The following is a 24,986-nucleotide window of genomic DNA, read 5'->3' as shown; positions in this document are numbered from 1 at the left end:
CAGGGCGCTAGTTCTTGTCGAGGTCCCTGCGGAAATCCGGGCGTGGGTTGGTCGTGGGCGCCTCGTAGCCCTCATCCTCGTCGCGCGATGGGGCATCGTCGCCCTTCCCCGGCTCGCCGGGCTTTTCGTCGTCCTGCGGGAAGACGATGATCTGACCGCCGTCTAGCAGGAAGCTGCCTTGCAGCGTGTAGACTTGGAACGTGCCCTCGGACTTCTTGCCGCGCCCGTTGTCCATCACTTCGCGATCCCGGACGAACTCGTCCGTGGAAAAGCTGATCTCGTAGCTATAGGTGCCGTCGTACAGCTTTTCGCCGTTCGGATAATCGCGGTTTTCCAGCGGCTCGTCCTTGGTCTCAAGAAAGGCCCGCAGGTCGATTTTCGGGATGCGCTTGCCGGTCTCGACCTCGGCGCGATAGCCGTTCGGTCCGACCACGAACAGGCGGAACTTGCGCGCGCTTTCGGGGATCTTCTCGAACCCGAAGTACAGGATCGTGCCCTCGAATCGCTCGGTAATCACCGCCTCGCCGTCCGAGATCGTGACGGCCGATGCAAATCCCGTTCCGCCCATAAGCACTGCGGTTGCAAAAGCGACTGTCTTGAACATCTTCAAAGCCCTATGCCACGCCGGACCCGTCAAAGGGCCCGTTGTCAATAGGACGAAGGTAGCGGCAAACTCACGCTACGGCAACTTTCAAAGCCTGCCGGTCAACCGGAGCGGTCAGATCGCCGCGCCGCGTCGCCCCGCAAGGTCGGTGAAGTACTGCCACGCCACCCGGCCCGACCGGGCGCCACGGGTCGCCTGCCATTCGATGGCTTCGGCACGCAAGGTCTCGTCGTCGATCTCGACCCCGTGCGCGTCGCAGTAGCCCCGGATCATCGCAAGGTACTCGTCTTGCGAACAGGGATGGAAGCCCAGCCACAGGCCGAAGCGGTCCGACAGCGATACCTTTTCCTCGGTCGCTTCCGACGGGCTGATCGCGCTGGACCGCTCATTCTCGATCATGTCGCGCGGCATCAGGTGGCGGCGGTTGGACGTGGCGTAGAAGACCACGTTGTCGGGCCGCCCCTCGATGCCGCCATCCAGCACGGCCTTGAGCGACTTGTAGTGCTGGTCGTCGTGGCTGAAGGACAGGTCGTCGCAGAACAGGACGAAGCGGTCGCCGCTGTCCCGCAGAAGGGTCAGAAGGCGTCCGACGCTGGGCAGGTCCTCGCGTTGAAGCTCGACGATCTTCAGGGCATGGCCCTGCGCCAGAGCTTCCGCATGGATCGCCTTGACGAGGCTGGATTTCCCCATGCCCCGGCTGCCCCACAAAAGCGCGTTGTTGGCCGGCAAGCCACGGGCGAATTGCAGCGTGTTGGCCAGCAACGTGTCCCGTGCGCGGTCGATCCCCACCAGAAGCGGCAGGTCGACGCGGTTCACCTTGGGCACCGGCACCAGCCGGTCGGGTTCGACATGCCAGACAAAAGCGTCGGCGGCCGCGAAGTCCGGCGCCGCCATCGGCGCCGGGCTCATCCGTTCCAAAGCCTCGGCGATGCGGGTCAGCACCGCGTCGCTCATTCCTTGGCCTCCGGCTGCTCGGGCTCGTCGTCGTCCAGCCCGTACAGGTCGTCGAGGTCCTCGTCCTCGTCAAGGACACCCTCTTCGCGCAGCTTCTCGACGCGCTTGCGCTCGACCCGGCGGACCAGGAAGATCGAGATTTCGTACAGCCCGTAGACCACCACGAACAGGATCACCTGAGTGATGACGTCCGGCGGGGTGACCAGCGCGGCCAGCACGAGGATGGCGACCACGGCGTATTTGCGCACCTCGCCAAGGCCGCGCGACGACACCAGCCCGGCCTTGCCCATCAGGGTCAGCAGAACCGGCAGCTGGAAACACAGACCGAAGGCGACGATGAACTTGATCGTCAGGTTCAGGTATTCCTGCGCGGACCCCTGGAACACGACCGAAAGGCCCTGTTGGACCTCTTCGGTGGGCACAGCCTCGCCCTCGGCGCCGAACTGCTGGAAGCCAAGGAAGAAGTCATAGGCCAGCGGCGTGACGACGTAGAACGCAAAGGCCGACCCCAGCAGGAACATGAAGGGCGACGCCACGAGGAAGGGCAGGAACGCGCCTTTCTCGGACTTGTAAAGGCCCGGCGCCACGAAGCGCCACATCTGGTAGGCGATCATCGGGAAGGACAGCATGAAGCCGCCCAACAGCGACACCTTGATCGCGACGAAGAAACCTTCCTGCGGGCTGATGAAGATCAGGTCACAGTCCTGCCCCCGCTCGCCCAGCACCTGACACAGGGGGGCCGTCAGGAAGTTGAAGATCGGCGTGGCGACGGTGAAGCAGATCACCATGCCCACGATGAACGCAAGAACCGACCGGATCAGCCGCGTCCGCAGCTCGGCCAGATGTTCGATCAGCGGCGCCGAGGAGGCGTCGATCTCGTCTTCGTCGGTTGCGCTCATTTACTGTCGTCTCCAGCAGCGGGGCCGGGCTTCGGCGCCGCCGGGTCGGGAACCGGGGCCGTCTTGGGCGCGCCGTCCGCCGTCGCGGCGTCCGGCGCAGCCGCTGCCGCTTCGGCAGCCTTGCGGGCTTCGGCGGTCTTGGCGGCGTTTTCGCGGATCTTCTTGGCCTGCTCGGCGCGTTCTTCGGTCATCGCGGCGGTAGCCGGACCGGGTTCGCGCTTCACGGCCTTGGACGGGTCCCACTTTTCGAACTTGTCGGCGGCCTCGTTCAGCTTGTCGAGGCCCATCGACTTGGCGGAAGTGGCGGACTTCAGGTCTTTCGCCACGTCCTTCATGCCCGCCTCGTCGGCGGCATCGTTCATGGCGCGCTGAAACTCTCGGGCCATGTTCTTCATCTTGCCGGTGAACCGGCCAAGCGTGCGGAACATGCCGGGCAGGTCCTTGGGGCCCACCACGATCAGCGCGACGATGCCGATCAGAAGAAGTTCGGTCCAGCCGAGGTCAAACATGGCGACGGTCCGTCATTGGAGAAAAGGACGAAGGGTTCAGACCTTGTCCTTTTCCTTTTCATCCTCGGGGGTCACGTCGCGGGCAGAGGACGCGCCGTCCTCAAGCTCGTCGTTGCTGTCCTTGACGCCCCGCTTGAAGGCGGTGATGCCCTTGCCGACCTCTCCCATCAGGGACGAGATCTTGCCGCGCCCGAACAGGACAAGCACGACGACGGCGATCAGAAGAAGGCCGGGAAGGCCGATGTTGTTCAGCATGGGTCTCTCCATGATCGGGCCGGCATCTGCGGCCCCTGGCTGGAACGGTGAAAGATCACGGACCGTTTCTATGGACTGGCGAGCGCCTCGAAAAGTGGCAAAGCGACGCCGCCCGGGATTTCCGTTGAAGATTTCGGCACCGCGCGGGGACGGCTTGCCCTCCTGACAGGTTTTTGTCAGTTATGCGGTGAAAATCTCCGCTCAATCGCGCATGGCCCATCCGAATCGATGTCTCGCTCTGACCGCCTTTACGCCCTGATCCAGTCGCTGCGCGACGGCCGGCTGCACCGCGCGTCCGAGCTGGCCAAGACGCACGGCGTCAGCGAACGCACGATCTGGCGCGACATGGACACGCTGATGGCGTCCGGCGTGCCGGTTCGGGGCGAACGCGGGCTGGGATACCGGATGACCGCGCCGGTGACGTTGCCGCCGCTGAACCTGTCGATGACCGAGCTAGAGGCGCTGCACGTCGGGCTGGCCGCCGTGGCGCATGGCGGCGACGCAGAGCTGTCGGCGGCGGCGCGAAAACTGTCGGGCCGGATCGACACGCTGCTGCCCGAGGACCGCACCGGCGCGCGGGGTGGCTGGACCTTTGCGGTGCACCCGCTGGCGGACGCGGCGGCGGGGTTCGCCCACATGCCGCGCATCCGGGCCGCGATCCGCAGCCGCCAGAAGCTGGCCGCGCATCATCAAGAGGACGACGCCAGCCTGCAGCGCCGGGTGATCCGGCCGCTGAAGCTGGACTATTGGGGTCGGGTCTGGACGGTGGCCTGCTGGTGCGAAACCACGGGCGGCTTCGCCACGCTGCGGGTCGACCGGATCGCACAGCTGGACATCCTGCCCGCGCTGTTCGTCGAGGAACAGGGCAAGACCCTGGTGGATTTCAACCACGCGCAGGGCTAAGCCGCGCGGCGTCCGGCAGGCCGCCCTACGAGGTTACCGGGAACACGAAACACCTGTCGCGCCGCACCGTCAGCCACAGCGGGCGTCCCGGCTTCGGCAGGAAGACGTTCGGCACCGTCGCCTTCAGGATCGACAGGTCGTGGTCCATCCGGAACTCGACCAAGCTTTCCGACCCCATGAACCGCGCGCGCTGCACCACGCCGCGGGCGGGCACCCCGTCGCGCGACGTCGGCAACGGCCCGGTGCCGTTGCGGTCGAAGTCGATCTTCACGTGCTGCGGGCGGAAGACGATGTCGACCTCGGTCCCGTCGGGAACGCCGGGCGCAAGAAACTGGCCGAAGGGCGTGTCGGTCAGCGCGCCGCGCACGACCCCGCGGATTACGTTGATGTCCGAGAAGAACGCCGCCGCCGCCTTGTCCGCCGGAGCGTTGTAGACGTTGTAAGGCGCGCCCTGCTGCACGATCCGGCCGTCGCGCATCAGCGCGATCTCGTCGGCCATGCGCATCGCCTCTTCCGGCTCGTGCGTGACCAGCAGCACCGCAGCGCCCGCCTCTTTCAGGATTTCCAGCGTCTCGTCCCGGATGCCGTCGCGCAGGCGGTTGTCCAGCCCGCTGAACGGCTCGTCCATCAACATGACGCTGGGCCCCGGAGCAAGGGCACGGGCCAGCGCCACGCGCTGTTGTTCGCCGCCCGACAGTTCGTGCGGGAAGGCGTCGATGTGGCGCATCAGATCGACGCGATCCAACAGCGCCTCGACCCGCGCGCGCCGTTCGGCCTTGCCGCCCGTCAGGCCGAAGGCGACGTTGTCGGCCACCGACATATGCGGAAACAGCGCGAAGTCCTGGAACATCAGGCCGATCGACCGGCGCTCGGGCGGGACGCGGAACACCGTGTCGCACACCAGCTTGCCGTCCAGATGGATCTCGCCCGAGTCCTGCATGTCGACCCCGGCGATGCACCGCAGGGTCGTCGACTTGCCGCAGCCGGACGGCCCCAGCAGACAGGTCACCTGCCCCGGCATCACGCGCAGCGAGACATGGTCCACCACCGTCCGGCCCGCGAAATGCCGGGACAGGTCGCGGATCTCCAGCCGGGGCACGGGGGCCGCGGTCTGTTCCGTCTTCGGCAAGGGCTCTGGCGCGTTCATGCGGTGGGGCGAAGTCCGATCAAATCTGTCGATCACTCGGACCTAGCAAGCCCGCCCCCCTGCCGCAAGCGCGGCGCGGGGGCGGATCGTCACGGTCTGTTCAGAGCGTGAAGTTGTTGTAGCCGCCATCCAGCAGGATGTTCTGGCCGACCATGAACCCGGCGAACTGCGAGCACATGAAGGCGCAAGTGGCACCGAATTCCTCGGTCGTGCCATAGCGGCGGGCCGGGATGTCCTTGAACTTCTCGGCACGGATGTCGTCGATCGTCACACCCGCGTCGGCGGCGCGCTTGCCGTCCATCGTGTCGGTGCGGTTCGTGGTGTGCGAACCCGGCAGCAGGTTGTTGATGCACACGCCCGAGGGCGCGACCTGCCGCGCAGTGCCAGCGACGAAGCCGGTCAGGCCGGTCCGGGCCGAGTTCGACAGGCCAAGGATCGCCATCGGCGCCTTGACCGACTGCGAGGTGATGTTGACCACGCGGCCCCAGCCACGCTCCATCATGCCCGGCAGCGCGGCCTGCATCAGCGCGATGGGGGTCAGCATGTTGGCGTCCAGCGCCTTGATGAAATCGTCGCGCGTCCAGTCGGCCCACATGCCCGGCGGCGGGCCGCCCGCGTTGGTGACAAGGATGTCCAGCTGGCCAGCAGCCTCAAGCACCTTCGCGCGGCCCTCTTCCGACACGATGTCGGCGGCCACGGCGGTGACCTCGACGCCGAAGTCGTCGCGGATCGCCTGCGCCGCCTCTTCCAGAGCCTCGGCGCCGCGTGCGTTCATCACGATGTCCACGCCAGCCTCGGCCAGCGCGCGGGCACAGCCCAGTCCCAGCCCCTTCGACGACGCGCAGACCAGCGCCCGCTTGCCCTTGATACCCAGATCCATCCTGTCGGTTCCTCCCGTACGATTTCAGTGTCGTCCCGGGCGTAGCATCCTGCCCCGGCGAACGGAAGTGACGGATGGCGGATGAAGCCGTCCGCGGCAAATACTGCGGTGCAGCAAAATGTGGCAAAAACCGCGAAACAATAATGGAGAAAAGCAAAGGATCGTTGCGTCAACAGTGGCTTATGCCGGGTGAACTGCCGCAATATTTACCCGAAGTTGACGTTAATGTGCGCCGCATCCTATAGCATTAATGACCACGGCGACGGGTTTCGCAGTCGGAGGAATGGTGGGGGCCATATCCGAACGCGAAGCCGTGGAATATGAACCTGAGCACAGGCTGCTGCAATATGAATGTCGATGGTATTTCCCAGCGCGGGGGTGCGCAGGGGCTGCCCGTCCTAAGGGCGACCGAGTTCGTGGTCTCGAACGGGGCCAACCTTGGCGATCCGGTGGCGCACGCTTCTGAATTGATCCTCGACGATCTTTATACGCTGGACCCCGATGCACGCCGCCTGCGCCTGACGCTTGAGATCGCCGACCAAAGTTCGAATTTCACCATCGCCGCCGGCACCCAGGTCGGGCGCCCCGGCGCGGCGCTGCACCTTGACTGCTGCGCGACCTTCATGGCGCCAGATGGCTCTATCGTCGAGGCGCTGATCCTTGTCGAGCTGGACCGCGACGACATGATCGCGGGCACCTATGTCATGCCGCTGGCCGACCTGCGGCCCCGCACCGAATATGCCCTTGTCGCCGTCGACACAGAAACCGCGCGCCAGAAATTCGCCGCGCTGGCCTGCGTGTCCTTCACGCGCGGCACCCGCATCACGATGGCCGATGGCGCCCAGCGCCCGATCGAGGACATCCGTCCCGGCGACAGCGTGCTGACCCGCGACAGCGGTGCCCAGACGGTGCGTTGGGTCGGGCAGCAGACGGTGCGCGCAAGCGGCGCCTTCGCCCCGATCACCATCGCCCCTGGCGCGCTGAACAACGAAGGGCCACTGAAGCTGTCCCCGAACCAAAGGCTGTTCGTCTATCAGCGCGAAGACACCCTTGGCGCCGGACGGTCCGAGGTCGCGATCAAGGCAGAGTATCTTGTGAACGGCGAGACGGTGACGCGCGGCAACGGCGGCTTCGTCGAATATTTCCAGATCCTGTTCGACGCGCACGAGTTCATCTTCGCCGAAGGCATCGCGACCGAAAGCCTTGCCTTGGACACCCGGACCGGCCCCGCCCTTCCGCGCGAGATCCGCGCGAAGCTGACCGCTGCCGAAGCGGGCCGACCGCGCCGCGCCCCCTTGGCGCGGCCGCGTCCCGTGGATCTTCCCGAAGGAATGTTGGACAGCGCCATCGCAGCGGACGTGCTGCGCAAGGCTTCTGCGCACTGACGCCGTCGGTATGGTCGCCGAAACGCCCATACACGACCTTTATCGTCGGCACCTAGCCAGCCATCTGCAGATCAAGGTCCGCATCCAGTCCAAGCGCGGACCGCAGGCGCACGGGAAGCAGCCGCTGGGACGCGACACGCGGCAGATCGCACTCGCGTACGATCCGGTCGGCGCCGACAGTCGCAATGTAATCGGCGTAGTTGTCGAACCGCGACCGGCCACGGGCGTCGACGTAGGTTTCCGACGCAACGCCGTTCGCCAAGATGAAATCATGCGCCTCGGTCTCGACGTGGTACACGGTGAACTCGGCTGGCAGGTCCTGCATCGTGACCCAGTCGATACCCTTCACACCGACCAGCGCCGCCGCGTTCACGACGCAACCATCCAACAGCAAGCCGTGATCCGCCGTGACGTCCAGCGCGCGGACGGGAAGCCCCTGCCCCAGCGCACCTGCCGCGATCCGAACCGGCGCCATCTCTTGCGGCACCATTCCGATCCGGCGGCGCAGCGTCTGCCGGCCGACCCAAAGGACGCTGATCGCTCGACCATCGTGGGTTAGCACGATGTCACCCGGCGAAAGGTCTTCGACGGCACAGGCACCGTCGGGTGCCGCAATGGCAGTCCCGGCCAAGAAGCAGTCCGCGCTGCCGAGGGTCGAGAAGTCGGCGGGCGACACGACGGTGAACTCGGAAAGGCCGCCACCGTTCATGTTCGCCGTCCCGTTGACCGGCGCCGGATCACGCGTGGTCAGGCCCACATAGCTTGTATTTTCCGTGAACGCAGGACCACCTTCGCTTCCGACGTGGTCAATGATGGTCGTGTAACCGCCGTCACTGATGGCGACGCCAGTAAAGGTATAACTTCCGTTGTAGTAAATACTGTCAATAACCGAGGCCGCGTACTGGACGCCCGAAATAGCCGAATGCCCTATGACAAAGGATTGCCCCGGCAACATCGTATCGGGTACGCCCATGTAGTCGAACGTATTCCCGACGCCCGACGGTGATCCGGGCGTGTAGATCCACACATCGGAAACGTCGATTGTATCGGTTGTGCTGGTGTTGGTAACTTCGAAGGCGAACCGCCCAAACTCGTCAAAAACGATCTCTGTAATCAAGAGTGCCATGACCTGCTCGAACCTTTTTTGATTTCGGATATCAAATCGCTAGGGTCGAGCGGCACAGCCGTCAAATAGTTAAGAAAGCAATCAAAAAGGAAATTTCTGGAGAAGCCTTCGGGAAATATCCGCTTCCGACCGGAAGCGGGAAACTCGTCCTGCGACCACACGGCCTTTGATCCTTATGGAACGTTCAAAGGATGGCCGCAGGGCCACGACGACACAGTGCCATAGCCTTTCTTGCAGTAGCCCGGAATGCGCCAAAAATACCACGCGCACCCGTCTGGGGCTGCCTAATCCTCGCGCAGCGCCTCGATCAACTCGTCCTTCGTCATCTGCGAGCGGTTCTCGATCTCCAGCTCTTGCGCCCGGGAATACAAATCGTCTTTCGACCACTGTTCATACGGCGGCTGCTTGCCACCTTTCTTCGACGGATGCATGTCCGGGTTCGCCTTCGCGTTCGAGATGCGGGCGGCTTTCTCTTTGCGCATCCCCTCGTCGCGCAGGTCGTCGTAAAGCTTTTCGTTCTTGATGCTGGATCCAGCCATGAGTGGTCTCCTTTCGGAAACCGAACGCCCGGTCGCGCCGGGGGTTCCGTGGCACGGGTCCGGCGGGGCGCCGCCCCTACCCGCGACGCAACCGCATCGCCCCGGGCGCAAGCGGTAGAAGGCGGGCAGAGCCAAGCCGGGGCAGATCCATCTCGGGGATCGTGCGGGCGTCGCCGGGACGGGTGGACGGGCCGGCATAGCTTTCGGCGGGCGCGCCATTGGCCAGCAGCACCTCGTGCGCGTCGGTTTCAATGTGGAACACGTCGAACGCGGGCGGCAGGTCGGACAGTGGCACCCAGTCGATGCCCGGCATCCCCACCAGCGCGGACGCGACCACGATGACGTCGTCCAAGATCAGGCCGTGGTCCCCGGTCACGACAAGGTCGCGCGATGGCACGTCCTGCCCCAAAGCACCGGCTGCGACCCGCACCGGCATCGTTTCCGGGCTGGACCGCACCGATTGCCGCCCGACCCAGCGCAACGAGACGCCGCGGCCGTCCGCCGTCAGCACCCGGTCGCCGGGCATCAGCGTCTCGACCGGGACCGCGCCGTCCGGACAGGCGATGGCGGTTCCGGCGGCGAAGCAATTCACGTTGGTGTTTGCCGCCGACAGATCGTCTGCCGTCACCCCCGCCAACCGAAGCACACCTGCATCGCCGCCTTGCGACAGGTCGATTTCCAGCGTGTCGCCGTCCATCCCGGCGGCGGCCAGCAGATCGTCGAACGCACTGAAATGCGTGGACAGATCCACCACGTCCAGAGCCGCGTCGAAATCGGTGATCAGGTCGGTCGCGCCACCGCCGAACCCGGCGGACGCGAACCAGTCCGCCCCCGCCCCGCCGGTCAGGGTGTCGTCGCCCGCCCCACCGTCCAGCGTGTCATCGCCGTCTCCGCCGGACAGGAGGTCGTCGCCGTCGCCACCCGACAGGTTGTCGTCATTCACACCGCCATAGATGTTCTCGTGAAAGAACTGCCCTTGCACGGTGGTGTTGTCCGACCCGGCGGTCTGCGCCGACAAAAGCGTCATACGGGCGAAGTCGTCTGCCGTCCGCACATCGTCCCCGCTCAGACCTTCGATGGCGGCGGCGATGTCCGCATAATGCGGCGAGAACGCCGCCGACTGTACCTGCGACACGCCGGGGATCAGGCTGCCGCCGCCCGCCTCGAACACGCGCGAGGTCGCGCCGATGGCATAGGTCTCCGTCTCTCCGTCGCCGTCCGCGTCGTAGTCGATGAAGTTGCCGCCGCCGCTCATCCCGCCAACCACGTCAGCGCCTCGGATCATGAAGTACCCGCCCTCGTCCCCCGAGATCGTCTGCGACGAATACCCCAGCAGCGAGCCCGACGTCTCGTGAAGCGTGCCAGAGGTGTTATCCAGCGAGTCCTCGGCGTTGGGATAGCCGGTGATCGTTACTGCGCCGTCCAGATCCGAAGGATCGTTGGCGATCAGAAGCGAGATGGCCGGACCGTCGTAGAAGGTCCCGGTGCTGGTCAGCGGCGCGCCCACATGCATCCCGATGTCGAAGCCGGTGGCGATGTAGCCGGACTCGTCAACATATGGATCCCAGTCCGCCGGATCGGCGGGCAGAGTCACGTCGATCTCTGACGTCGCGTGGGCCTCGGCTTCGCCGTTCAGACTGCGCTGCGGCACGGCCGTATAGGCGCCACCCGCGTTCGGGATGTGGTTGGCGGAAAAGTAGATGCCGCCGCCGATGTGGATGCCGGAGAACTTGACGTCGACGGACGCAAGGTATTCGAGCCCGGTGGCGGCCGGGTCGACAATGGTGAGAGACATGGGGAAAACCTGCCCGGTACTCGTTGAAACGCGTTTCTAGGGCGGAAACCTAAAATTCGTCCTAACGATGTTAAAGACGCCCGGGGTCAAGGCGACGTAAGGGAACCTTGGAAAACAACCTTCTTAAGGTGCATCAGAGGCTTGGCGGGACCGCCAGGGTTGTGCCGAAGCGGGGGCCGGTCGCGCAGCCCCCGTTGCCGCATTTGCACGGTGCCGACTTAACCGGTCGCCTCCAGCGCCGAAACGTCGTCCAAGCCCAGCCGGTGCCGCAGGGCCGCTGGCAGCAACCGCGCCGATGCGATGCGCGGCATCCGCATCTCGGGTACGATCCTTTCGACGCCGAAGAGCTCAAGGTATTCCGCGTGATTATCGAATGCCACCCGCTCTGCCGCGTCAACGAAGGTCTCGGTCGGCGCGCCGTTGGCAAGGATCACCTCGTGGGCATCGGTTTCGACGTGGTAGACGGTGAAGGCACGCGGCAGGTCGGCCAGCGGAACAAGGTCGATCCCCGGCAGGCCCACCAGCGCGCCCGCGTTCACCACGCAGCCGTCCAGCACCATGCCGTGATCCGCCGTCACCCGCAGTTCGGCCAGCGGCAGCCCGCCGCCCAGGGCGCCGGCCGCGATCCGCACCGGGCGGCGTCCCTCGCCCATGCCACCGATGCCGCCACGCAGGGTCTGGCGGCCGATCCATTTCACCGCGACCGCCCGGCCGTCGGCCGTCAGGACCTCATCGCCGATGGCAAGCGTTTCGACCGCAACCGCTCCGCCCGGTACAGAAATGGCCGTTCCCGCGCAGAAGCACACGGCGGTGCCCAGCGTGTTGGTCGAGAAGGGTTGCGTAAGGGTGAATTCAGAGAGCGGCTCACCGCCGTCCGAAAAATTGCCGGTCGCGGCATCCCGGGTCGGGTCGCCCTGATAGGAGGAGTCCGCCACGAATGCCGGTCCGCCGTCGCCACCCACGTTGTCGACGGCTCCAAATGGCTCGTAGTCCAGAATAAACACGTTGTTATCTGTGGGGGCCAATTCGTACGCGCTCGAAAAGCCAGACGGGAAGTTGTAGTCCAGCCCCGGGATATCGCTATGGCCGACCGTGATCACTTCGCCCGCCGCGATCGTCCCGACCCCGGCACTGGATAAAGGCTGCCCGGTGGCAGACGCGTCTTCCCCCATGAATATGGGGTTATCGCCAATGTCGACTGCGATGCTTCCGGCATTCATAATCTCAAAGGCGGCGTAGCCTTCGGCTGTGAAGGCGATTTCGGTAATGATGATGGCCATTAGGTTTTCCGTAATTGAGAAGGGGACGACAAGACCAATCGAACGATTTGGGGACACCGTCCCTGCGCGCGATAGTTAACAAATGATGCTTTCCCTGTCTTCCCATTCAGGATCGCGCCAGCGCGGCGTGCCCTTCTCGCAACGCGCGCACGATTGCCCTTGGCCCCGCGCTCGCCTATATCCCGCGCCATGCTGGACCGTGCTCATAACGCCCCCGACCTGCCCGCCGAGATTGCCCGGCGGCGCACCTTCGCCATCATCTCGCACCCGGATGCGGGTAAGACGACGCTGACCGAGAAATTCCTGCTGTACGGCGGCGCGATCCAGATGGCCGGACAGGTGCGCGCCAAGGGCGAAGCGCGGCGCACGCGGTCGGACTTCATGCAGATGGAAAAGGACCGGGGCATCTCGGTCTCTGCCTCGGCCATGTCGTTCGATTTCGCCAGTGGCGACGCCAATTATCGCTTCAACCTTGTCGACACGCCCGGCCACTCGGACTTTTCCGAGGACACCTACCGCACGCTGACGGCAGTGGACGCGGCGATCATGGTGATCGACGGGGCAAAGGGCGTGGAAAGCCAGACGCAGAAGCTGTTCGAGGTTTGCCGCCTGCGCGACCTGCCGATCCTGACCTTCTGTAACAAGATGGACCGCGAAAGCCGCGACACGTTCGAGATCATAGACGAGATCCAGGAAAACCTTGCGATCGACGTCACCCCGGCCAGCTGGCCGATCGGCGTGGGGCGCGAGTTCGTCGGGTGTTATGACGTGCTGAACGACCGGCTGGAAATCATGGACCGCGCCGACCGCAACAAGGTGGCGGAATCGATCAAGATCGCCGGTCTGGATGACCCCAAGCTGGCCGATCACGTTCCCGCCCACCTGCTGGACCAGTTGCGCGAAGAGCTTGAGATGGCGAAGGAACTGCTGCCCAAGTTCGACGCGCAAGCCTTCCTTGACGGGACGCTCACGCCGATTTGGTTCGGCAGCGCCATCAACTCGTTCGGCGTCAAGGAACTGATGGACGGCATCGGCCGGTACGGCCCCGTGCCGCAGCCCCAATCGGCCGAGCCGCGCCACATCGGCCCGGATGAAAACAAGGTGATGGGCTTCGTGTTCAAGGTGCAGGCCAACATGGACCCCAAGCACCGCGACCGCGTAGCCTTTGTCCGTCTTGCCTCGGGTCACTTCACGCGCGGGCAGAAACTGACCCATGTGCGAACCAAGAAGCCGATGGCGATCTCGAACCCGGTGCTGTTCCTCGCCTCGGACCGCGAGCTTGCGGAAGAGGCGTGGGCGGGCGACATCATCGGCATCCCGAACCACGGGCAGCTGCGCATCGGCGACACCCTGACCGAGGGCGAGGCGATCCGCGTCACCGGTATCCCGTCCTTCGCGCCAGAGCTTTTGCAGAACTGCCGCGCGGGCGATCCGATGAAGGCCAAGCACCTTGAGAAGGCGCTGATGCAATTCGCCGAGGAAGGCGCGGCCAAGGTGTTCAAGCCGAACATCGGGTCGGGTTTCATCGTCGGCGTCGTCGGCGCGCTTCAGTTCGAGGTGCTGGCCAGCCGGATCGAGATGGAATACGGCCTGCCGGTGCGGTTCGAGCCGTCGCAGTTCACCTCAGCCCGCTGGGTGTCCGGCCCGAAGGCGGCGGTCGACAAATTCGTCAACGCCAACAAGCAGCACATCAGCCACGACAACGACGGCGACATCGTTTTCATGACCCGGCTGCAGTGGGACATCGACCGGGTGGAACGCGACTATCCCGAACTGACGCTGTCCGCGACCAAGGAAATGATGGTCTAAGACGGTGCCCGGCGGCGAAAGACCGCCGGTATCGTCCGATGCGCCGGACCGGGGCTTGCTTGCAAGGCCCCGCGTCATACCTGCTTGGGCCAAGGCCCGTGCGTGTACTGACATCTGCGGGCGTCCATTCACCCATGCGCCCGCGTCCCTGAACGGACCGCGCGGCGCCAGACCGGCCCGCGCCGACACGAGACACGGACGTTAACGATGCGCAAAACCGCCTTCCCGCTTCTTGCCCTGCCCTTCCTTGCCCTGCCGTTCTCGGCGCTGGCACAGGATACCGCCCCCAGCGTTTCCGAAGTCGACGGCGCACGCATCCTGCAGCCGTGGGCGGTTCTCGAGGATGGCGGGCTGCAGGTCTACATGCGGATCGAAAATACCGGCAGCGTCGGGCTGTTGCTGTCGGGCGGCGAAACCGCCGACGGCGCCAAGCTGACGCTGCAAGGCACCGAGATGAACGCGACGACAGCCGTGGCGATGGAGGAATTCCCGATCGCCCCTGGCGTGTCCATCGAACTGGAACCGGGCGCGATGTACCTTGGGATGACCGACGCCTCTGACGTATCCGAAGGGGATCGCATCGAGGCCCGCATCTTCCTCGACACCGTCGAGGACGTCGAAGTCGAGATCGAGGTTCTCGCCGCAGGGACAAAGATGCACCCGTCCGACGCGGAAGAGTAGGCCCTGCCACCGGTCGGGAAGTTAGTGCCCAAACCGTGCGACCGGGTCAGCAGCCTGTGGCGATCTCGAACGGGCCAGCCTGCGAGACTGCGCCGGTCTGATCCACCGCCTCGACCTTCAGAATGCCGGTGAAGGGCGCTTCTGTCGCCAAGCTTAGCACCACGCTGTTGCGGATTGCGCCCGGCACCTCGGGTCGGAACAGAACGCGGATCTGTTCGTCCCCCGGCCCACCGCCTTCCATCAGGGTAATATCGCTGCCCGCCGGGGTCATCTGCGTGCCGTCCGCCAAAGCGCCGGACCACGTCAGTCGGGCGCTGTCCAGCCCGTCGGCATCGTACAGGCTGACGCCGATCCGCGCGGGCCCGTCTGCCGTGCTGCAGCCGCGCATGGGCGCCGGGCGGCCTTCGGCATCTGGCATCGTGACGGCAATGGCCGGGCCATCCCCCCGCGCGCCCGGCGCAAGCCCGGACAGCAGCCCCTCACCCCCGCCGGAGCAAGCGGCCAACATCAGCGGCAGGACTGACACGAAGCGTTGCATGAGCGGCAGCATAGCATGGCGCCGTGTCTCTGGCGAGAATCGCGCAGGCTTCTGCGGTACCTGACCAAGGCGCCGCCGGAGCGATGTCAGAGTTCGGCGCCCTCTGCCTGTTCGCGGGCGGACAGCTGTTCGGCGCGGCCCGGACGTCGGGTCCAGAACACGAAGACAAGGTAGACGATCGCAAGCACGGCCATCGTCGCGGCGCCCGGCACAAGATAAGGGGAAAATTCCATGACATCCTCCGATTACAGTCTCACGATGCAATCATTGCGGGTATTCACGGCTATTATGTGTCGATTCTCTGCCCGAGAAGGGGTGACCCGCGTAACAACCACCCCCTAGAGGCGGCTGGAAGCAAGACTTGGCACCGTGCGAGAATCATCGCGAAGATCGCGTAACTTGCGCGATGACTTGCCAGTTCATGAACAGCGCAAGCATCCGCCAGAACGCCCGCCCGCCACGCAGCAACTGCATTGCCCTTCAAAGACGGAACGTCGAAACCGTTAATGCCTTTGGGGAAAACTTGACCATGTTGCCCGTTTCCCTTATGTCACGGCCTCGTCGAAGACAGGCAATCCGGCCTGTCGGGCCGCTCGAGTTACGCGGCCGTTGTCACAGCCGCACCAAACTCGAAAGGGCTACATGACCGACTTCTCCGAACTGGGGCTTTCCCCGAAAGTTCTTCGCGCCGTCACCGAAGCGGGCTACGAAAAACCGACTCCGATCCAGGCTGGCGCTATTCCGCCCGCGCTGAACGGCAAGGACGTTCTCGGTATCGCCCAGACCGGCACCGGCAAGACCGCCAGCTTCACGCTGCCGATGATCTGCAAACTGGCCCGTGGCCGTGCGCGCGCACGTATGCCCCGGTCGCTGGTCCTGTGCCCGACCCGGGAACTGGCGGCGCAGGTCGCAGAGAACTTCGATACCTATTCCAAGCACGTCAAACTGACGAAAGCGCTGCTGATCGGTGGCGTTTCCTTCAAGGAACAGGACGTGCTGATCGACAAGGGCGTCGACGTTCTGATCGCCACGCCCGGCCGCCTTCTGGACCATTTCGAGCGGGGCAAGCTGCTGCTGACCGGCATCGAGATCATGGTCGTCGACGAAGCCGACCGGATGCTGGACATGGGGTTCATCCCCGACATCGAACGCATCTTCTCGCTGACGCCGTTCACGCGCCAGACGCTGTTCTTCTCGGCCACGATGGCGCCCGAGATCGAGCGGATCACCAACACCTTCCTCTCCGCCCCCGAGCGGATCGAGGTTGCCCGCCAAGCCACCGCCTCGGAAACGATCGAGCAGGGCGTGGTGATGTTCAAAGGCTCGCGTCGCGACCGTGCCGCCAGCGAGAAACGCGCCGTTCTGCGCGCGCTGATCGAGGCCGAGGGCGACAAGTGCACCAACGCGATCATCTTCTGCAACCGCAAGGTCGACGTCGACATCGTCGCCAAGTCGCTGAAGAAGTACGGTCTTGATGCAGAACCGATCCACGGCGATCTGGATCAGTCGCAGCGGACCCGCACGCTGGACGCCTTCCGCGCCGGCTCGCTGAAGCTGCTGGTGGCGTCGGACGTTGCCGCGCGCGGCCTTGATGTGCCGTCGGTAAGCCACGTCTTCAACTACGACGTCCCCTCGCATTCCGAGGACTACGTGCACCGCATCGGCCGCACTGGCCGGGCCGGTCGCGATGGCAAGGCCGTCATGATCTGCGCGCCGTCGGACGAAAAGAACTTCGACGCGATCGAGAAGCTGATCAACCGAGAGATCCCGCGGATCGAGAACCCGGTGAAATCCCGCGCAGCGGACCCGAAGCCCGAGCCGAAAGCCAAGGCGAAAGCCGAACCGAAGGCAGAGGCCAAGGTCGACGCGCCGGTCGAGGACGCACCCGCCCAGCAGGCCGCCGAAGAAAAGCCCGCGCGCAGCAGCCGCAGCTCGTCCTCGCGGCGCAGCCGTGGTGGCAAGTCCGGTGGAAACTCGGGCAACGCCTCGGGCGGTCAGTCTTCGCGCCAGCGGGACGATGCCGTGGTCGGCATGGGCGATCACATGCCGCAGTTCATTGCGATGAGCTTCGAAGAGCGGCGCGCCAGCTAACGCGCCGCCGCGAGACCCCGGCCGCGTTCATATTGAAATGCGGCCGGTTTTAACGCGCCCTTCACCCCTGCCCCGCTAGAACCGCCCCCGAATTGGGTGTCAGGATTCAGTCAGGGCATGAAACTTAGCGACTTCATGGATGACCGGCGCGTACCGCTCGCGCTTTCCGCCCGCCTTGAAACCGGCGAAGGCGGCTATGATGCGACGGTCACCGACCTGTCCTATGGCGGCGCCTGTCTTGAGGCGCCGGACACACCCGAGGCTCTGCCAAAAGGCACCCTCTTTCTGACCATCGACGATCTTGGGACATTCGATGTCCTGTTCCGCTGGCGCAAAGACCGCCGCATCGGCGTGTCCTTCGTCCGCGAACACGATGCACGCCCCCGGCTGGAAGCGTTCTTCGCCAGCCGCGGGATCAGCCTTGGCGCGGGGGACTGACGCTCCACGGTGAATGACGCCCCAGGGCGGGCGCGCGGGCAGAAGGCCGCATCCGACATGCAACCGGCGTTGACTGGCCGGGGATTCCCGACCACCCAGGCGGGCCCCGTCCGGACACCTTGCCCGCCCAATCCGGCTGGCGCGCCGCAGGGTCCTGTTCGTCATCCCCTATCGGACGGACCAGACTGCGGCGCGCCGCCTTGTTCGGATCTTCCCAACGCGCGGACCGACCAATCCCGATTACACCACGAAAAAGGCCGACGCCCTGATGGCGTCGGCCAAAAACTCGTACTCTGATTTGCGCACACACGGCGCGCCAGCCTTGGACAAAACACGTAATTTGTTATCTTCTCACCGCAAAAGCGGACGTGTTCTTGTTCAAAGCCTGCAATCTATACGCCAGATCCGCCGCTCCGGATCACTTCCGGACCGGCGGCATCGCTTAGGCGAGCTTTGCGTCGAGCGTGATTTCCGCGTCGAACAGCTTCGACACCGGGCAGCCTTCCTTGGCTTTGCCGGCGGCTTCCTGAAACTTGGCGTCATCCCCACCGGGGATCGAGGCCGTCAGATCCAGATGAACCTTGGTGATCGTCAGGCTGCCGGGATCAAGCGTGACCTTGGCGGTCGTCTCGATGCTGTCGGCAACCATGTCGTAATCGCCAAGGATGTTCGACAGCGCCATCGAGAAGCACGCCGCGTGTGCCGCGCCCAGCAGTTCTTCGGGGTTGGTGCCCTTGCCGTCCTCGAACCGAGTGTTGAACCCATAGGGCTGGTCGCTGAGGACGCCCGTCTCTGTCGAGATAAAGCCCTTGCCGTCTTTCAGACCGCCGGACCATTTCGCGGAACCGGTTTTGTGGATCATGTCCATCCTCCTGTCATGTCGCCAAACAGGTAGGCTGGCGGGGGCGTTCGTCACCCCCGCCGCCGGGAATTTTCCGTCAGGAGATCCGGCTGAGGACGATGGTGACCTCGGGCTTCTTGCCGATCTCGTCCTGCGCCGTCTTGCGCACGATCCGGCGCATCGCCTCGTCCAGCTTGTCGTCGTTGCGCAGGGTCTTGGCATCGGCACGGTTCAGGAACTGGCTTAGGTCCTCTTCCATGACATCAACCAGCGGCGACCGGCTGATACCGGTTTCCGGCAGGCCCGTAACCTCGCACCACGGGTCGCCGACCGGCTCGTCATCCTCGAGGATGGCAGTCACCGTAACGTGGCCGTACAGGGCCATCCGGATACGGTCGCGGATGATGCCGTCCAGCGCACCGATCAGGACGATCCCGTCCTTATAGGTGCGTCCGGCCTCGACATAGCCCGCGATCTGGGGCGCGTCGCCGGTCAGATCCACCATCGTGCCGTTCGGGGCGATCACCCCCGGCAGGCCGGACTCTTGCCCCAGCGCGACATGGGCCCTCAGGTGGCGGTGTTCGCCGTGCATCGGGACCAGCATCTTGGGCTTGATCAGACCGTGGACGAAGGCCAGATCCGGCCGGTTCGCGTGGCCGGAAACGTGATACAGACCGCCGCTGTCATCGACCACGTCGACGCCCATCTCGCTGAAGGCGTTCACGATCTTGGCCACACCGCGTTCGTTGCCCGGAATGACCTTGGACGAAAACAGGAAGGTGTCGCCCTCTTTCAGTTCTAGACCAAGGTACTTGCCGCGCGACAGCTGCGCCGAGGCGGCGCGATGCTCGCCCTGGCTGCCCGAGGTCAGAAGCATCAGGTTCTCACGCGGGATCGACGCGGCATCTTCTGGGCTGACGACCGTGGGGAAATTGGTCAGCACGCCGGTCTCGATCCCGGCTGTCACCATGCGCCGCATGGCGCGGCCCAGCAGGACGATGGACCGCCCCGCCGCCTGCCCCGCCTCGGCCAGCGTTTTGAGGCGAGCGATGTTGCTGGCGAAGGTGGTCGCCGCGACCATGCCGGGCGCCGCCGCGACAAGGTCACGGATGGCGTCGGGCAGATCGGATTCCGACCGGCCCGGTTTAGGGCTGAACACGTTGGTGGAATCGCAGACCAGCGCCTGCACCCCGTCCTTCGCGATGTCGGCCCACATGTCGTCGTCGAACGGCTCGCCCACGCCGGGCGCGCGGTCCAGCTTGAAGTCGCCGGTGTGCACAACGCGGCCATGCGGCGTGTCGATCACCAGCCCCGAGCTTTCGGGGATCGAGTGCGAGATCGGCGCGAAGCCCACCGTGAACGGCCCAGCGGTCACGGTTTCCGGCCACGGCGACACGGTGATCACGTCTTCCGGGTCAAGCCCGGCCTCTTCCATCTTCATACGGCCAAGGTGCGCGGTGAAGGCACGGGCATAGACCGGCGCCTTGATCATCGGCAGCAGCATCGCCAGCGCGCCGATGTGATCTTCGTGCGCGTGGGTGATGAACACGGCCTCGACGCGGTCGGCGCGCTCTTGCAGCCATTCGACATCGGCCATGATCAGGTCGACACCCGGGGTGCTGTCCATGTCGGGGAACGTCACGCCAAGGTCGACGACGATCAGCCGTTCCTCGTCCTCGGGACCGACGCCGTAGACATAGGTGTTCATCCCGATCTCGCCGGCGCCGCCGAGGGGAAGATAGATCAGCCGGCTCTGGCTCATGCGTTTTCCTTGTTGTAGCGATGGATCACGGTCAGGCCGTGCATCGTCAAATCATCTTCAATATCGTCGAACAGCACCTCGCCGCTCGCGAACAGGGGCGCAAGCCCCCCGGTGCCGACGATCCGCATCTCGCGGTCGTATTCGCCCTTGATCCGGGCCGTAACCTCTCGGACCAGACCGATGTATCCCCAGAACACACCTGTCTGCATGCACGCAACCGTATTCGTGCCAATCACCTTCTGCGGCCGCGTCACGTCGACGTGCGGCAGGGCCGCCGCAGCCATGTGCAACGCCTCAAGCGACAGGTTCACACCGGGGGCGATCACGCCGCCGACATAGGCGCCGTCATGGGCCACCACGTCGAAAGTCGTGGCGGTGCCGAAGTCGACCACGATGATGTCGCCGCCATGCCTGTCGAAGGCGCCGGCCGTGTTCACCAGCCGGTCCGGCCCCACCTGCGTGCCCGCATCGACGCGCGGCTGAACCGGCAGCAAGCAGTCGGGCTTGCCCACCACATAGGGCCGCGTGTCGAAATAGCGATCGCACAGGACGCGCAGGTTGAAGACCACGCGCGGGACGGTGGACGACACGATGACGTCGCCGATTTCGATCGGAACGCCGCGATGTTCCATCAGCTGGCTGAACCAGACCCAGTACTGGTCCGCGGTGCGCTGGTGTTCCGTCGCGGTGCGGAAGGTGGCGACGAACTCGCTGCCGTTCCAGACCGAGAACACGGTGTTGGTGTTGCCGCAGTCGATGCAAAGAAGCATGGCCGCCTCCCTAGAAGAACACGTCGGCCGCCGCGATGTCGCGCGGTCCGGCGGAGGTTTGCAGGATCATATGGCCCGCGTCGTCGATACCAAGAAACCGCCCCGTCAGTTCCGTGTTCGGAAGACGCGCGGTCACCGTCTCGCCCATCCGCGCCGCGCGCTGCAGCCACGCGGTGCGGATCGGGCCGAAGCCGTAGGTGGTGAACTGATCCTCCCAGCGGGCGAAGGCCGGGGCCAGCGTGCCGAGGAAGGCCTGCGGCGGCACCAGCGTGTCGCACTCTTGCGCAAGGCAGACGGGCGGCGTCGCGCCGGGCTCGACCAGTTCAGCCGTCGGTGCCTGCGACAGGTTCACGCCGATGCCGATCGACAGGGCGCCGCCCGGAAGCGATTCCAGCAAGATGCCCGCAACCTTGCCGCCGTTCAGCAGCACGTCGTTGGGCCATTTCAGGGCGAACTGTCCCCGCGTGCCGCACCGCGCGACGAAAGCGTCGTGCAGGGCCAGCGCCGTGGTGAAGGACCTCAGCGCGGCTTGCGCGGGGTCGCCCGCGTGGGGAAGTACAAGGGTGGCCGCGAAATTACCGGGGGGGTGCTGCCAAGCGCGGCCGCGCCGACCGTGGCCCGCCGTCTGGTGGCGCGCCAGGATCCAGGCGGGTCCGGCCAGGTCGGGGGCGCGCCGCCGGGCCTCGGCCATCGTGCTGTCGGTTTCCTCCAGCAGCACGCGGTCGTATCCGTCGGGCCAGGCGCTGCCCGCCCCGACGGTGGCGGGATCAGTGGACAAGGGCCGCTGCCGCTGCCGCTGCCGGGCCCTCGATGCCGAAGAGGTTCACGACCCCCAGCAGCATCACCGCGGCCGCGATCATCAGCAGTGCCCATTGCGGGGCCGGCATCGCGCCGTCCAGCGCCTCGCCCTCTTCGCCGAAGTACATGTAGTACACGATGCGCAGGTAGTAGAACGCGCCGATCACCGAAGCGATCACGCCCGCGACCGCCAGCCACGCCATGTTGGCGTCGACCGCCGCGCGCAGCACATAGAACTTCCCGAAGAAGCCCACCAGCGGCGGCACACCCGCCATCGAGAACATCAGGATCAGCACCGCCAGCGCCTTCAGCGGCTCGCGTTTGGAATACATGTTCAGCGCGCGGATGTCGGTGACGATGCGGCCATCGCGTTGCATCGACAGGATGAAGGCGAAGGTGCCGACGTTCATGGTGATGTAGATCGCCATGTAGACCAGCATCGCCTGCACGCCGAACTCGGTGCCGGACGCAAGGCCGATCAGGGCAAAGCCCATGTGGGTGATCGACGAATAGGCCATCAGCCGCTTGATGTCGCGCTGGCCGATCGCCGCGACCGAACCAAGGAACATCGACGCCACCGCAAGGAACGCCACGATCTGCCCCCAGTCGCCGGTGGCAGAGCCGAAGGCGTCATGCACCAGCCGCGCGAACAGGGCCATCGCGGCCATCTTGGGCGCTGTGGCGAAGAAAGCGGTGATCGGGGTCGGCGCGCCTTCGTAGACGTCGGGCGTCCACATGTGGAACGGCACGGCCGAGACCTTGAACGCCAGACCAGCCAGAAGGAACACAAGGCCGAACAGCAGGCCCAGCGGCATCTCACCCTCGCCAGCGGCCTGGATGATGCCCGCGAATTCCGTGGTGCCCGAGAAACCATAGGTCAGCGACGCGCCGTACAGCAGAAGACCGGACGACAGCGCGCCCAGCACGAAGTACTTCAGGCCCGCCTCGGTCGACTTGACGCTGTCGCGGCGCAGCGAGGCGACGACGTACAGCGCCAGCGACTGCAGCTCCAGCCCCATGTACAGCACGATCAGGTCCCCGGCCGAGACCATGACGCACATGCCCACGGCGGCCAGCGCCACCAGCAGCGGATACTCGAACCGCAGCAGGTCGCGTTTCTGCATGTAGTCCTGGCTCATGACCAGAACGGCTGCGGCGGAGACAAGGATCACGATCTTCGAGAACCGCGCAAAGGCGTCGTCGCGGAACAGCCCGTCGAACGCAAGGTTCGCGCCCTCGCCGTTCAGGCCGATGTACAGGGCGAGGATCAGGAAGATACCCGCGGTGCCCCAGACCATCATCGGCGCGGTCTTGTCCTTGCCGGTGTAGACGGCGAACAGCAGGGCCGCCATCGCGAAGATCGCCAGGATGATCTCCGGCAGGAGGATCGAGAAATCGGCAGAGGTCATGGCTTAGTGCCCCGCTTCTACGTTGGCTGTGCTATCGGCGACGGCCGTGGTGCCGCCGTCCCAAGCCGCGACGGCGGCCTGGTTGTCGGAAATCAGCGCCTCGACCGAGGGGCCGATGATATCGGTGACAAGGCTGGGATAGACGCCCAGCAGCAGGGTCATCACCACGAGCGGGGCAAAGATCGCCTTCTCGCGGCGGGTCATGTCGGTGATCGAGCGCAGACTTTCCTTGATCAGGTCGCCCATCACGACCCGGCGGTACAGCCACAGGGCATAGCCAGCCGACAGGATCACGCCGGTACAGGCGATGACCGCGACCCAGGTGTTGGCCTGGAACATGCCCATCAGGGTCAGAAACTCGCCCACGAAGCCAGAGGTCCCCGGCAGGCCGACGTTCGCCATCGTGAACAGCATGAAGATCAGCGCATAGGCCGGCATCCGGTTCACCAGACCGCCATAGGCGTCGATGTCGCGGGTGTGCATCCGGTCATAGATCACGCCGACGCACAGGAACAACGCGCCCGACACGAAGCCGTGGCTGATCATCTGGAAGATGGCGCCGTCGATGCCCTGCTGGTTCGCCGCGAAGATCCCCGCCGTGACATAGCCCATGTGGGCCACGGACGAATAAGCGATCAGCTTCTTCATGTCCTGCTGCGCCAGCGCCACCAGCGACGTGTAGACGATGGCGATGGCCGACATCCAAAGCACCAGCGGCGCGAGCAGGTCGGAGGCCACCGGGAACATCGGCAGGCTGAACCGCAGGAAACCGTAGCCGCCCATCTTCAGCAAAATCGCCGCCAGCACGACCGACCCGGCGGTCGGCGCCTGAACGTGCGCGTCCGGCAGCCAGGTGTGTACCGGCCACATCGGCATCTTCACCGCGAAGCTTGCGAAGAAGGCGACCCAAAGCAGTGTCTGCAGCCCGCCCACGATCTGAACGCCCAGCAGGCTGAACGTGTCCGACCCGAAGTTATGCGCCAGAAGCGTCGGAATGTCGGTGGTGCCCGCGTCGACATACATCGCGATCATGGCCACCAGCATCAGGACCGACCCGAAGAAGGTATACAGGAAGAACTTGAACGACGCGTAGATCCGGTCCTTGCCGCCCCAGATGCCGATGATCAGGAACATCGGGATCAGGCCGCCTTCGAAGAACAGGTAGAACAGGATCAGGTCCAGCGCGACGAACACGCCCAGCATCAGCGTTTCCAGCACGAGGAACGCGATCATGTATTCCTTCACCCGGTGCGTGACGCCCCAGCAGGCAAGGATCGTCAGCGGCATCAGGAAGGTCGTGAGCATCACGAACAGCACAGAGATGCCGTCGACGCCGACCTTGTAGGTCAGGCCCACCAGCCACGCGTGTTCCTCGACGAACTGAAAGCCGGTGTCCGACGGATCGAACTGGGCGATCAGGAAGATCGAGATCAGGAAGGTGATCGACGTCGCGATCAGCGCAAGCCACTTGGCGTTCTTCTGCGCCGCTTCATCTTCCCCGCGCAGGAACAGCGCAAGGATCGCCGCCCCAAGGAGCGGGATGAAGGTGATCATGGAAAGAAGGTTGTCCATA

26 protein-coding genes are annotated in these 24,986 nt (G+C 65.0%); 7 read left to right on the top strand and 19 right to left on the bottom strand.

Features of this window, described 5'->3' with window-relative positions; translation table 11 throughout:
* Positions 1–7 precede the first annotated feature (7 nt).
* From P1K30_RS13085 to P1K30_RS13065, 5 genes are all read right to left on the bottom strand, one after another.
* The gene (locus P1K30_RS13085; protein WP_275633191.1) at positions 8–568 is read right to left on the bottom strand and encodes a hypothetical protein; all 561 of its coding nucleotides are present in this window, start codon (positions 566–568) and stop codon (positions 8–10) included.
* A 150-nt stretch (positions 569–718) separates the two neighbouring features.
* Positions 719–1,558: an ATP-binding protein gene (locus P1K30_RS13080; RefSeq protein WP_275633190.1), complete on the bottom strand. Its 840-nt coding sequence runs from the start codon at positions 1,556–1,558 to the stop codon at positions 719–721.
* A complete protein-coding gene (gene tatC / locus P1K30_RS13075) occupies positions 1,555–2,457 on the bottom strand; it encodes a twin-arginine translocase subunit TatC (RefSeq protein WP_275633189.1) in 903 nt (300 codons plus the stop codon). The genes P1K30_RS13080 and tatC overlap by 4 nt, the downstream gene beginning before the upstream one ends.
* A complete protein-coding gene (tatB, locus tag P1K30_RS13070; protein WP_275633188.1) occupies positions 2,454–2,966 on the bottom strand; it encodes a Sec-independent protein translocase protein TatB in 513 nt (170 codons plus the stop codon). The genes tatC and tatB overlap by 4 nt, the downstream gene beginning before the upstream one ends.
* Before the next feature lie 36 nt (positions 2,967–3,002).
* A complete protein-coding gene (locus P1K30_RS13065) occupies positions 3,003–3,221 on the bottom strand; it encodes a twin-arginine translocase TatA/TatE family subunit (RefSeq protein WP_275633187.1) in 219 nt (72 codons plus the stop codon).
* Positions 3,222–3,449: 228 nt separating this feature from the next.
* Here P1K30_RS13065 and P1K30_RS13060 point away from each other — a divergent pair, with 228 nt between their 5' ends.
* The gene (locus P1K30_RS13060) at positions 3,450–4,124 is read left to right on the top strand and encodes a helix-turn-helix transcriptional regulator (RefSeq protein ID WP_275633186.1); all 675 of its coding nucleotides are present in this window, start codon (positions 3,450–3,452) and stop codon (positions 4,122–4,124) included.
* A 25-nt stretch (positions 4,125–4,149) separates the two neighbouring features.
* Here P1K30_RS13060 and P1K30_RS13055 read toward each other — a convergent pair whose 3' ends face one another.
* Both P1K30_RS13055 and P1K30_RS13050 read right to left on the bottom strand, forming a co-directional pair.
* Entirely contained in the window at positions 4,150–5,271 is a 1,122-nt protein-coding gene (locus P1K30_RS13055) for an ABC transporter ATP-binding protein (protein WP_275633185.1), read from the bottom strand.
* Between the two features lie 100 nt (positions 5,272–5,371).
* Positions 5,372–6,151 carry an SDR family oxidoreductase gene (locus P1K30_RS13050; protein WP_275633184.1) on the bottom strand — a complete coding sequence of 260 codons (780 nt, stop codon included), beginning with the start codon at positions 6,149–6,151 and terminating at the stop codon, positions 5,372–5,374.
* 74 nt (positions 6,152–6,225) lie between these two features.
* On the opposite strand from P1K30_RS13050, the gene P1K30_RS13045 reads away from it, so the two are divergent.
* Entirely contained in the window at positions 6,226–6,396 is a 171-nt protein-coding gene (locus tag P1K30_RS13045; protein ID WP_275633183.1) for a hypothetical protein, read from the top strand.
* A 75-nt stretch (positions 6,397–6,471) separates the two neighbouring features.
* On the top strand, positions 6,472–7,536 hold the full coding sequence (locus P1K30_RS13040; protein ID WP_275633182.1) for a Hint domain-containing protein: 1,065 nt from the start codon (positions 6,472–6,474) through the stop codon (positions 7,534–7,536).
* A 52-nt stretch (positions 7,537–7,588) separates the two neighbouring features.
* Here the strand turns inward: P1K30_RS13040 and P1K30_RS13035 are convergent, their stop codons facing one another.
* From P1K30_RS13035 to P1K30_RS13020, 4 genes are all read right to left on the bottom strand, one after another.
* Positions 7,589–8,662 (bottom strand): Hint domain-containing protein, encoded by a 1,074-nt coding sequence (locus P1K30_RS13035; protein ID WP_275633181.1) that lies wholly within the window; start codon positions 8,660–8,662, stop codon positions 7,589–7,591.
* 284 nt (positions 8,663–8,946) lie between these two features.
* Complete coding sequence (locus tag P1K30_RS13030) at positions 8,947–9,201, bottom strand: DUF7218 family protein (RefSeq protein WP_275633180.1); 255 nt, start codon at positions 9,199–9,201, stop codon at positions 8,947–8,949.
* A 76-nt stretch (positions 9,202–9,277) separates the two neighbouring features.
* Positions 9,278–10,996 carry a Hint domain-containing protein gene (locus tag P1K30_RS13025; RefSeq protein ID WP_275633179.1) on the bottom strand — a complete coding sequence of 573 codons (1,719 nt, stop codon included), beginning with the start codon at positions 10,994–10,996 and terminating at the stop codon, positions 9,278–9,280.
* Between the two features lie 218 nt (positions 10,997–11,214).
* Positions 11,215–12,276 carry a Hint domain-containing protein gene (locus P1K30_RS13020; protein WP_275633178.1) on the bottom strand — a complete coding sequence of 354 codons (1,062 nt, stop codon included), beginning with the start codon at positions 12,274–12,276 and terminating at the stop codon, positions 11,215–11,217.
* A gap of 189 nt (positions 12,277–12,465) precedes the next feature.
* Between P1K30_RS13020 and P1K30_RS13015 the strand changes: the two genes are divergently transcribed.
* Positions 12,466–14,085: a peptide chain release factor 3 gene (locus tag P1K30_RS13015; protein ID WP_275633177.1), complete on the top strand. Its 1,620-nt coding sequence runs from the start codon at positions 12,466–12,468 to the stop codon at positions 14,083–14,085.
* 207 nt (positions 14,086–14,292) lie between these two features.
* Complete coding sequence (locus P1K30_RS13010) at positions 14,293–14,766, top strand: copper chaperone PCu(A)C (protein ID WP_275633176.1); 474 nt, start codon at positions 14,293–14,295, stop codon at positions 14,764–14,766.
* A 46-nt stretch (positions 14,767–14,812) separates the two neighbouring features.
* On the opposite strand, the gene P1K30_RS13005 is transcribed toward P1K30_RS13010, so the two are convergent.
* Together P1K30_RS13005 and P1K30_RS13000 are read right to left on the bottom strand one after the other, a co-directional pair.
* Positions 14,813–15,316, bottom strand: a complete 504-nt coding sequence (locus tag P1K30_RS13005; RefSeq protein ID WP_275633175.1) for a hypothetical protein — start codon at positions 15,314–15,316, stop codon at positions 14,813–14,815.
* A 74-nt stretch (positions 15,317–15,390) separates the two neighbouring features.
* A complete protein-coding gene (locus P1K30_RS13000; protein ID WP_275633174.1) occupies positions 15,391–15,537 on the bottom strand; it encodes a hypothetical protein in 147 nt (48 codons plus the stop codon).
* A gap of 409 nt (positions 15,538–15,946) precedes the next feature.
* Between P1K30_RS13000 and P1K30_RS12995 the strand changes: the two genes are divergently transcribed.
* Complete coding sequence (locus tag P1K30_RS12995; RefSeq protein ID WP_275633173.1) at positions 15,947–17,395, top strand: DEAD/DEAH box helicase; 1,449 nt, start codon at positions 15,947–15,949, stop codon at positions 17,393–17,395.
* Between the two features lie 117 nt (positions 17,396–17,512).
* Entirely contained in the window at positions 17,513–17,833 is a 321-nt protein-coding gene (locus P1K30_RS12990; protein WP_275633172.1) for a PilZ domain-containing protein, read from the top strand.
* A gap of 442 nt (positions 17,834–18,275) precedes the next feature.
* Here the strand turns inward: P1K30_RS12990 and P1K30_RS12985 are convergent, their stop codons facing one another.
* From P1K30_RS12985 to P1K30_RS12960, 6 genes are all read right to left on the bottom strand, one after another.
* Positions 18,276–18,695, bottom strand: coding sequence for an OsmC family protein (locus P1K30_RS12985; RefSeq protein ID WP_275633171.1), 420 nt, complete (start codon positions 18,693–18,695; stop codon positions 18,276–18,278).
* 76 nt (positions 18,696–18,771) lie between these two features.
* Entirely contained in the window at positions 18,772–20,436 is a 1,665-nt protein-coding gene (locus P1K30_RS12980) for a ribonuclease J (RefSeq protein WP_275633170.1), read from the bottom strand.
* Entirely contained in the window at positions 20,433–21,206 is a 774-nt protein-coding gene (locus P1K30_RS12975) for a type III pantothenate kinase (RefSeq protein WP_275633169.1), read from the bottom strand. Before P1K30_RS12975 ends, P1K30_RS12980 begins: the two co-directional genes overlap by 4 nt.
* Positions 21,207–21,216: 10 nt before the next feature.
* Complete coding sequence (locus tag P1K30_RS12970; protein WP_275633168.1) at positions 21,217–21,984, bottom strand: biotin--[acetyl-CoA-carboxylase] ligase; 768 nt, start codon at positions 21,982–21,984, stop codon at positions 21,217–21,219.
* The gene (gene nuoN, locus P1K30_RS12965) at positions 21,974–23,413 is read right to left on the bottom strand and encodes an NADH-quinone oxidoreductase subunit NuoN (RefSeq protein ID WP_275633167.1); all 1,440 of its coding nucleotides are present in this window, start codon (positions 23,411–23,413) and stop codon (positions 21,974–21,976) included. The genes P1K30_RS12970 and nuoN overlap by 11 nt, the downstream gene beginning before the upstream one ends.
* A gap of 3 nt (positions 23,414–23,416) precedes the next feature.
* On the bottom strand, positions 23,417–24,985 hold the full coding sequence (locus P1K30_RS12960; protein WP_275633166.1) for an NADH-quinone oxidoreductase subunit M: 1,569 nt from the start codon (positions 24,983–24,985) through the stop codon (positions 23,417–23,419).
* Position 24,986: the final 1 nt, after the last annotated feature.

The sequence above is a fragment of the Psychromarinibacter halotolerans genome (assembly GCF_029168315.1).
Classification (GTDB): Bacteria; Pseudomonadota; Alphaproteobacteria; order Rhodobacterales; family Rhodobacteraceae; genus Psychromarinibacter; species Psychromarinibacter halotolerans.
The sequence above is the reverse complement of the archived record's forward strand: the minus strand, read 5'-3'. Positions and strand labels throughout refer to the sequence as shown.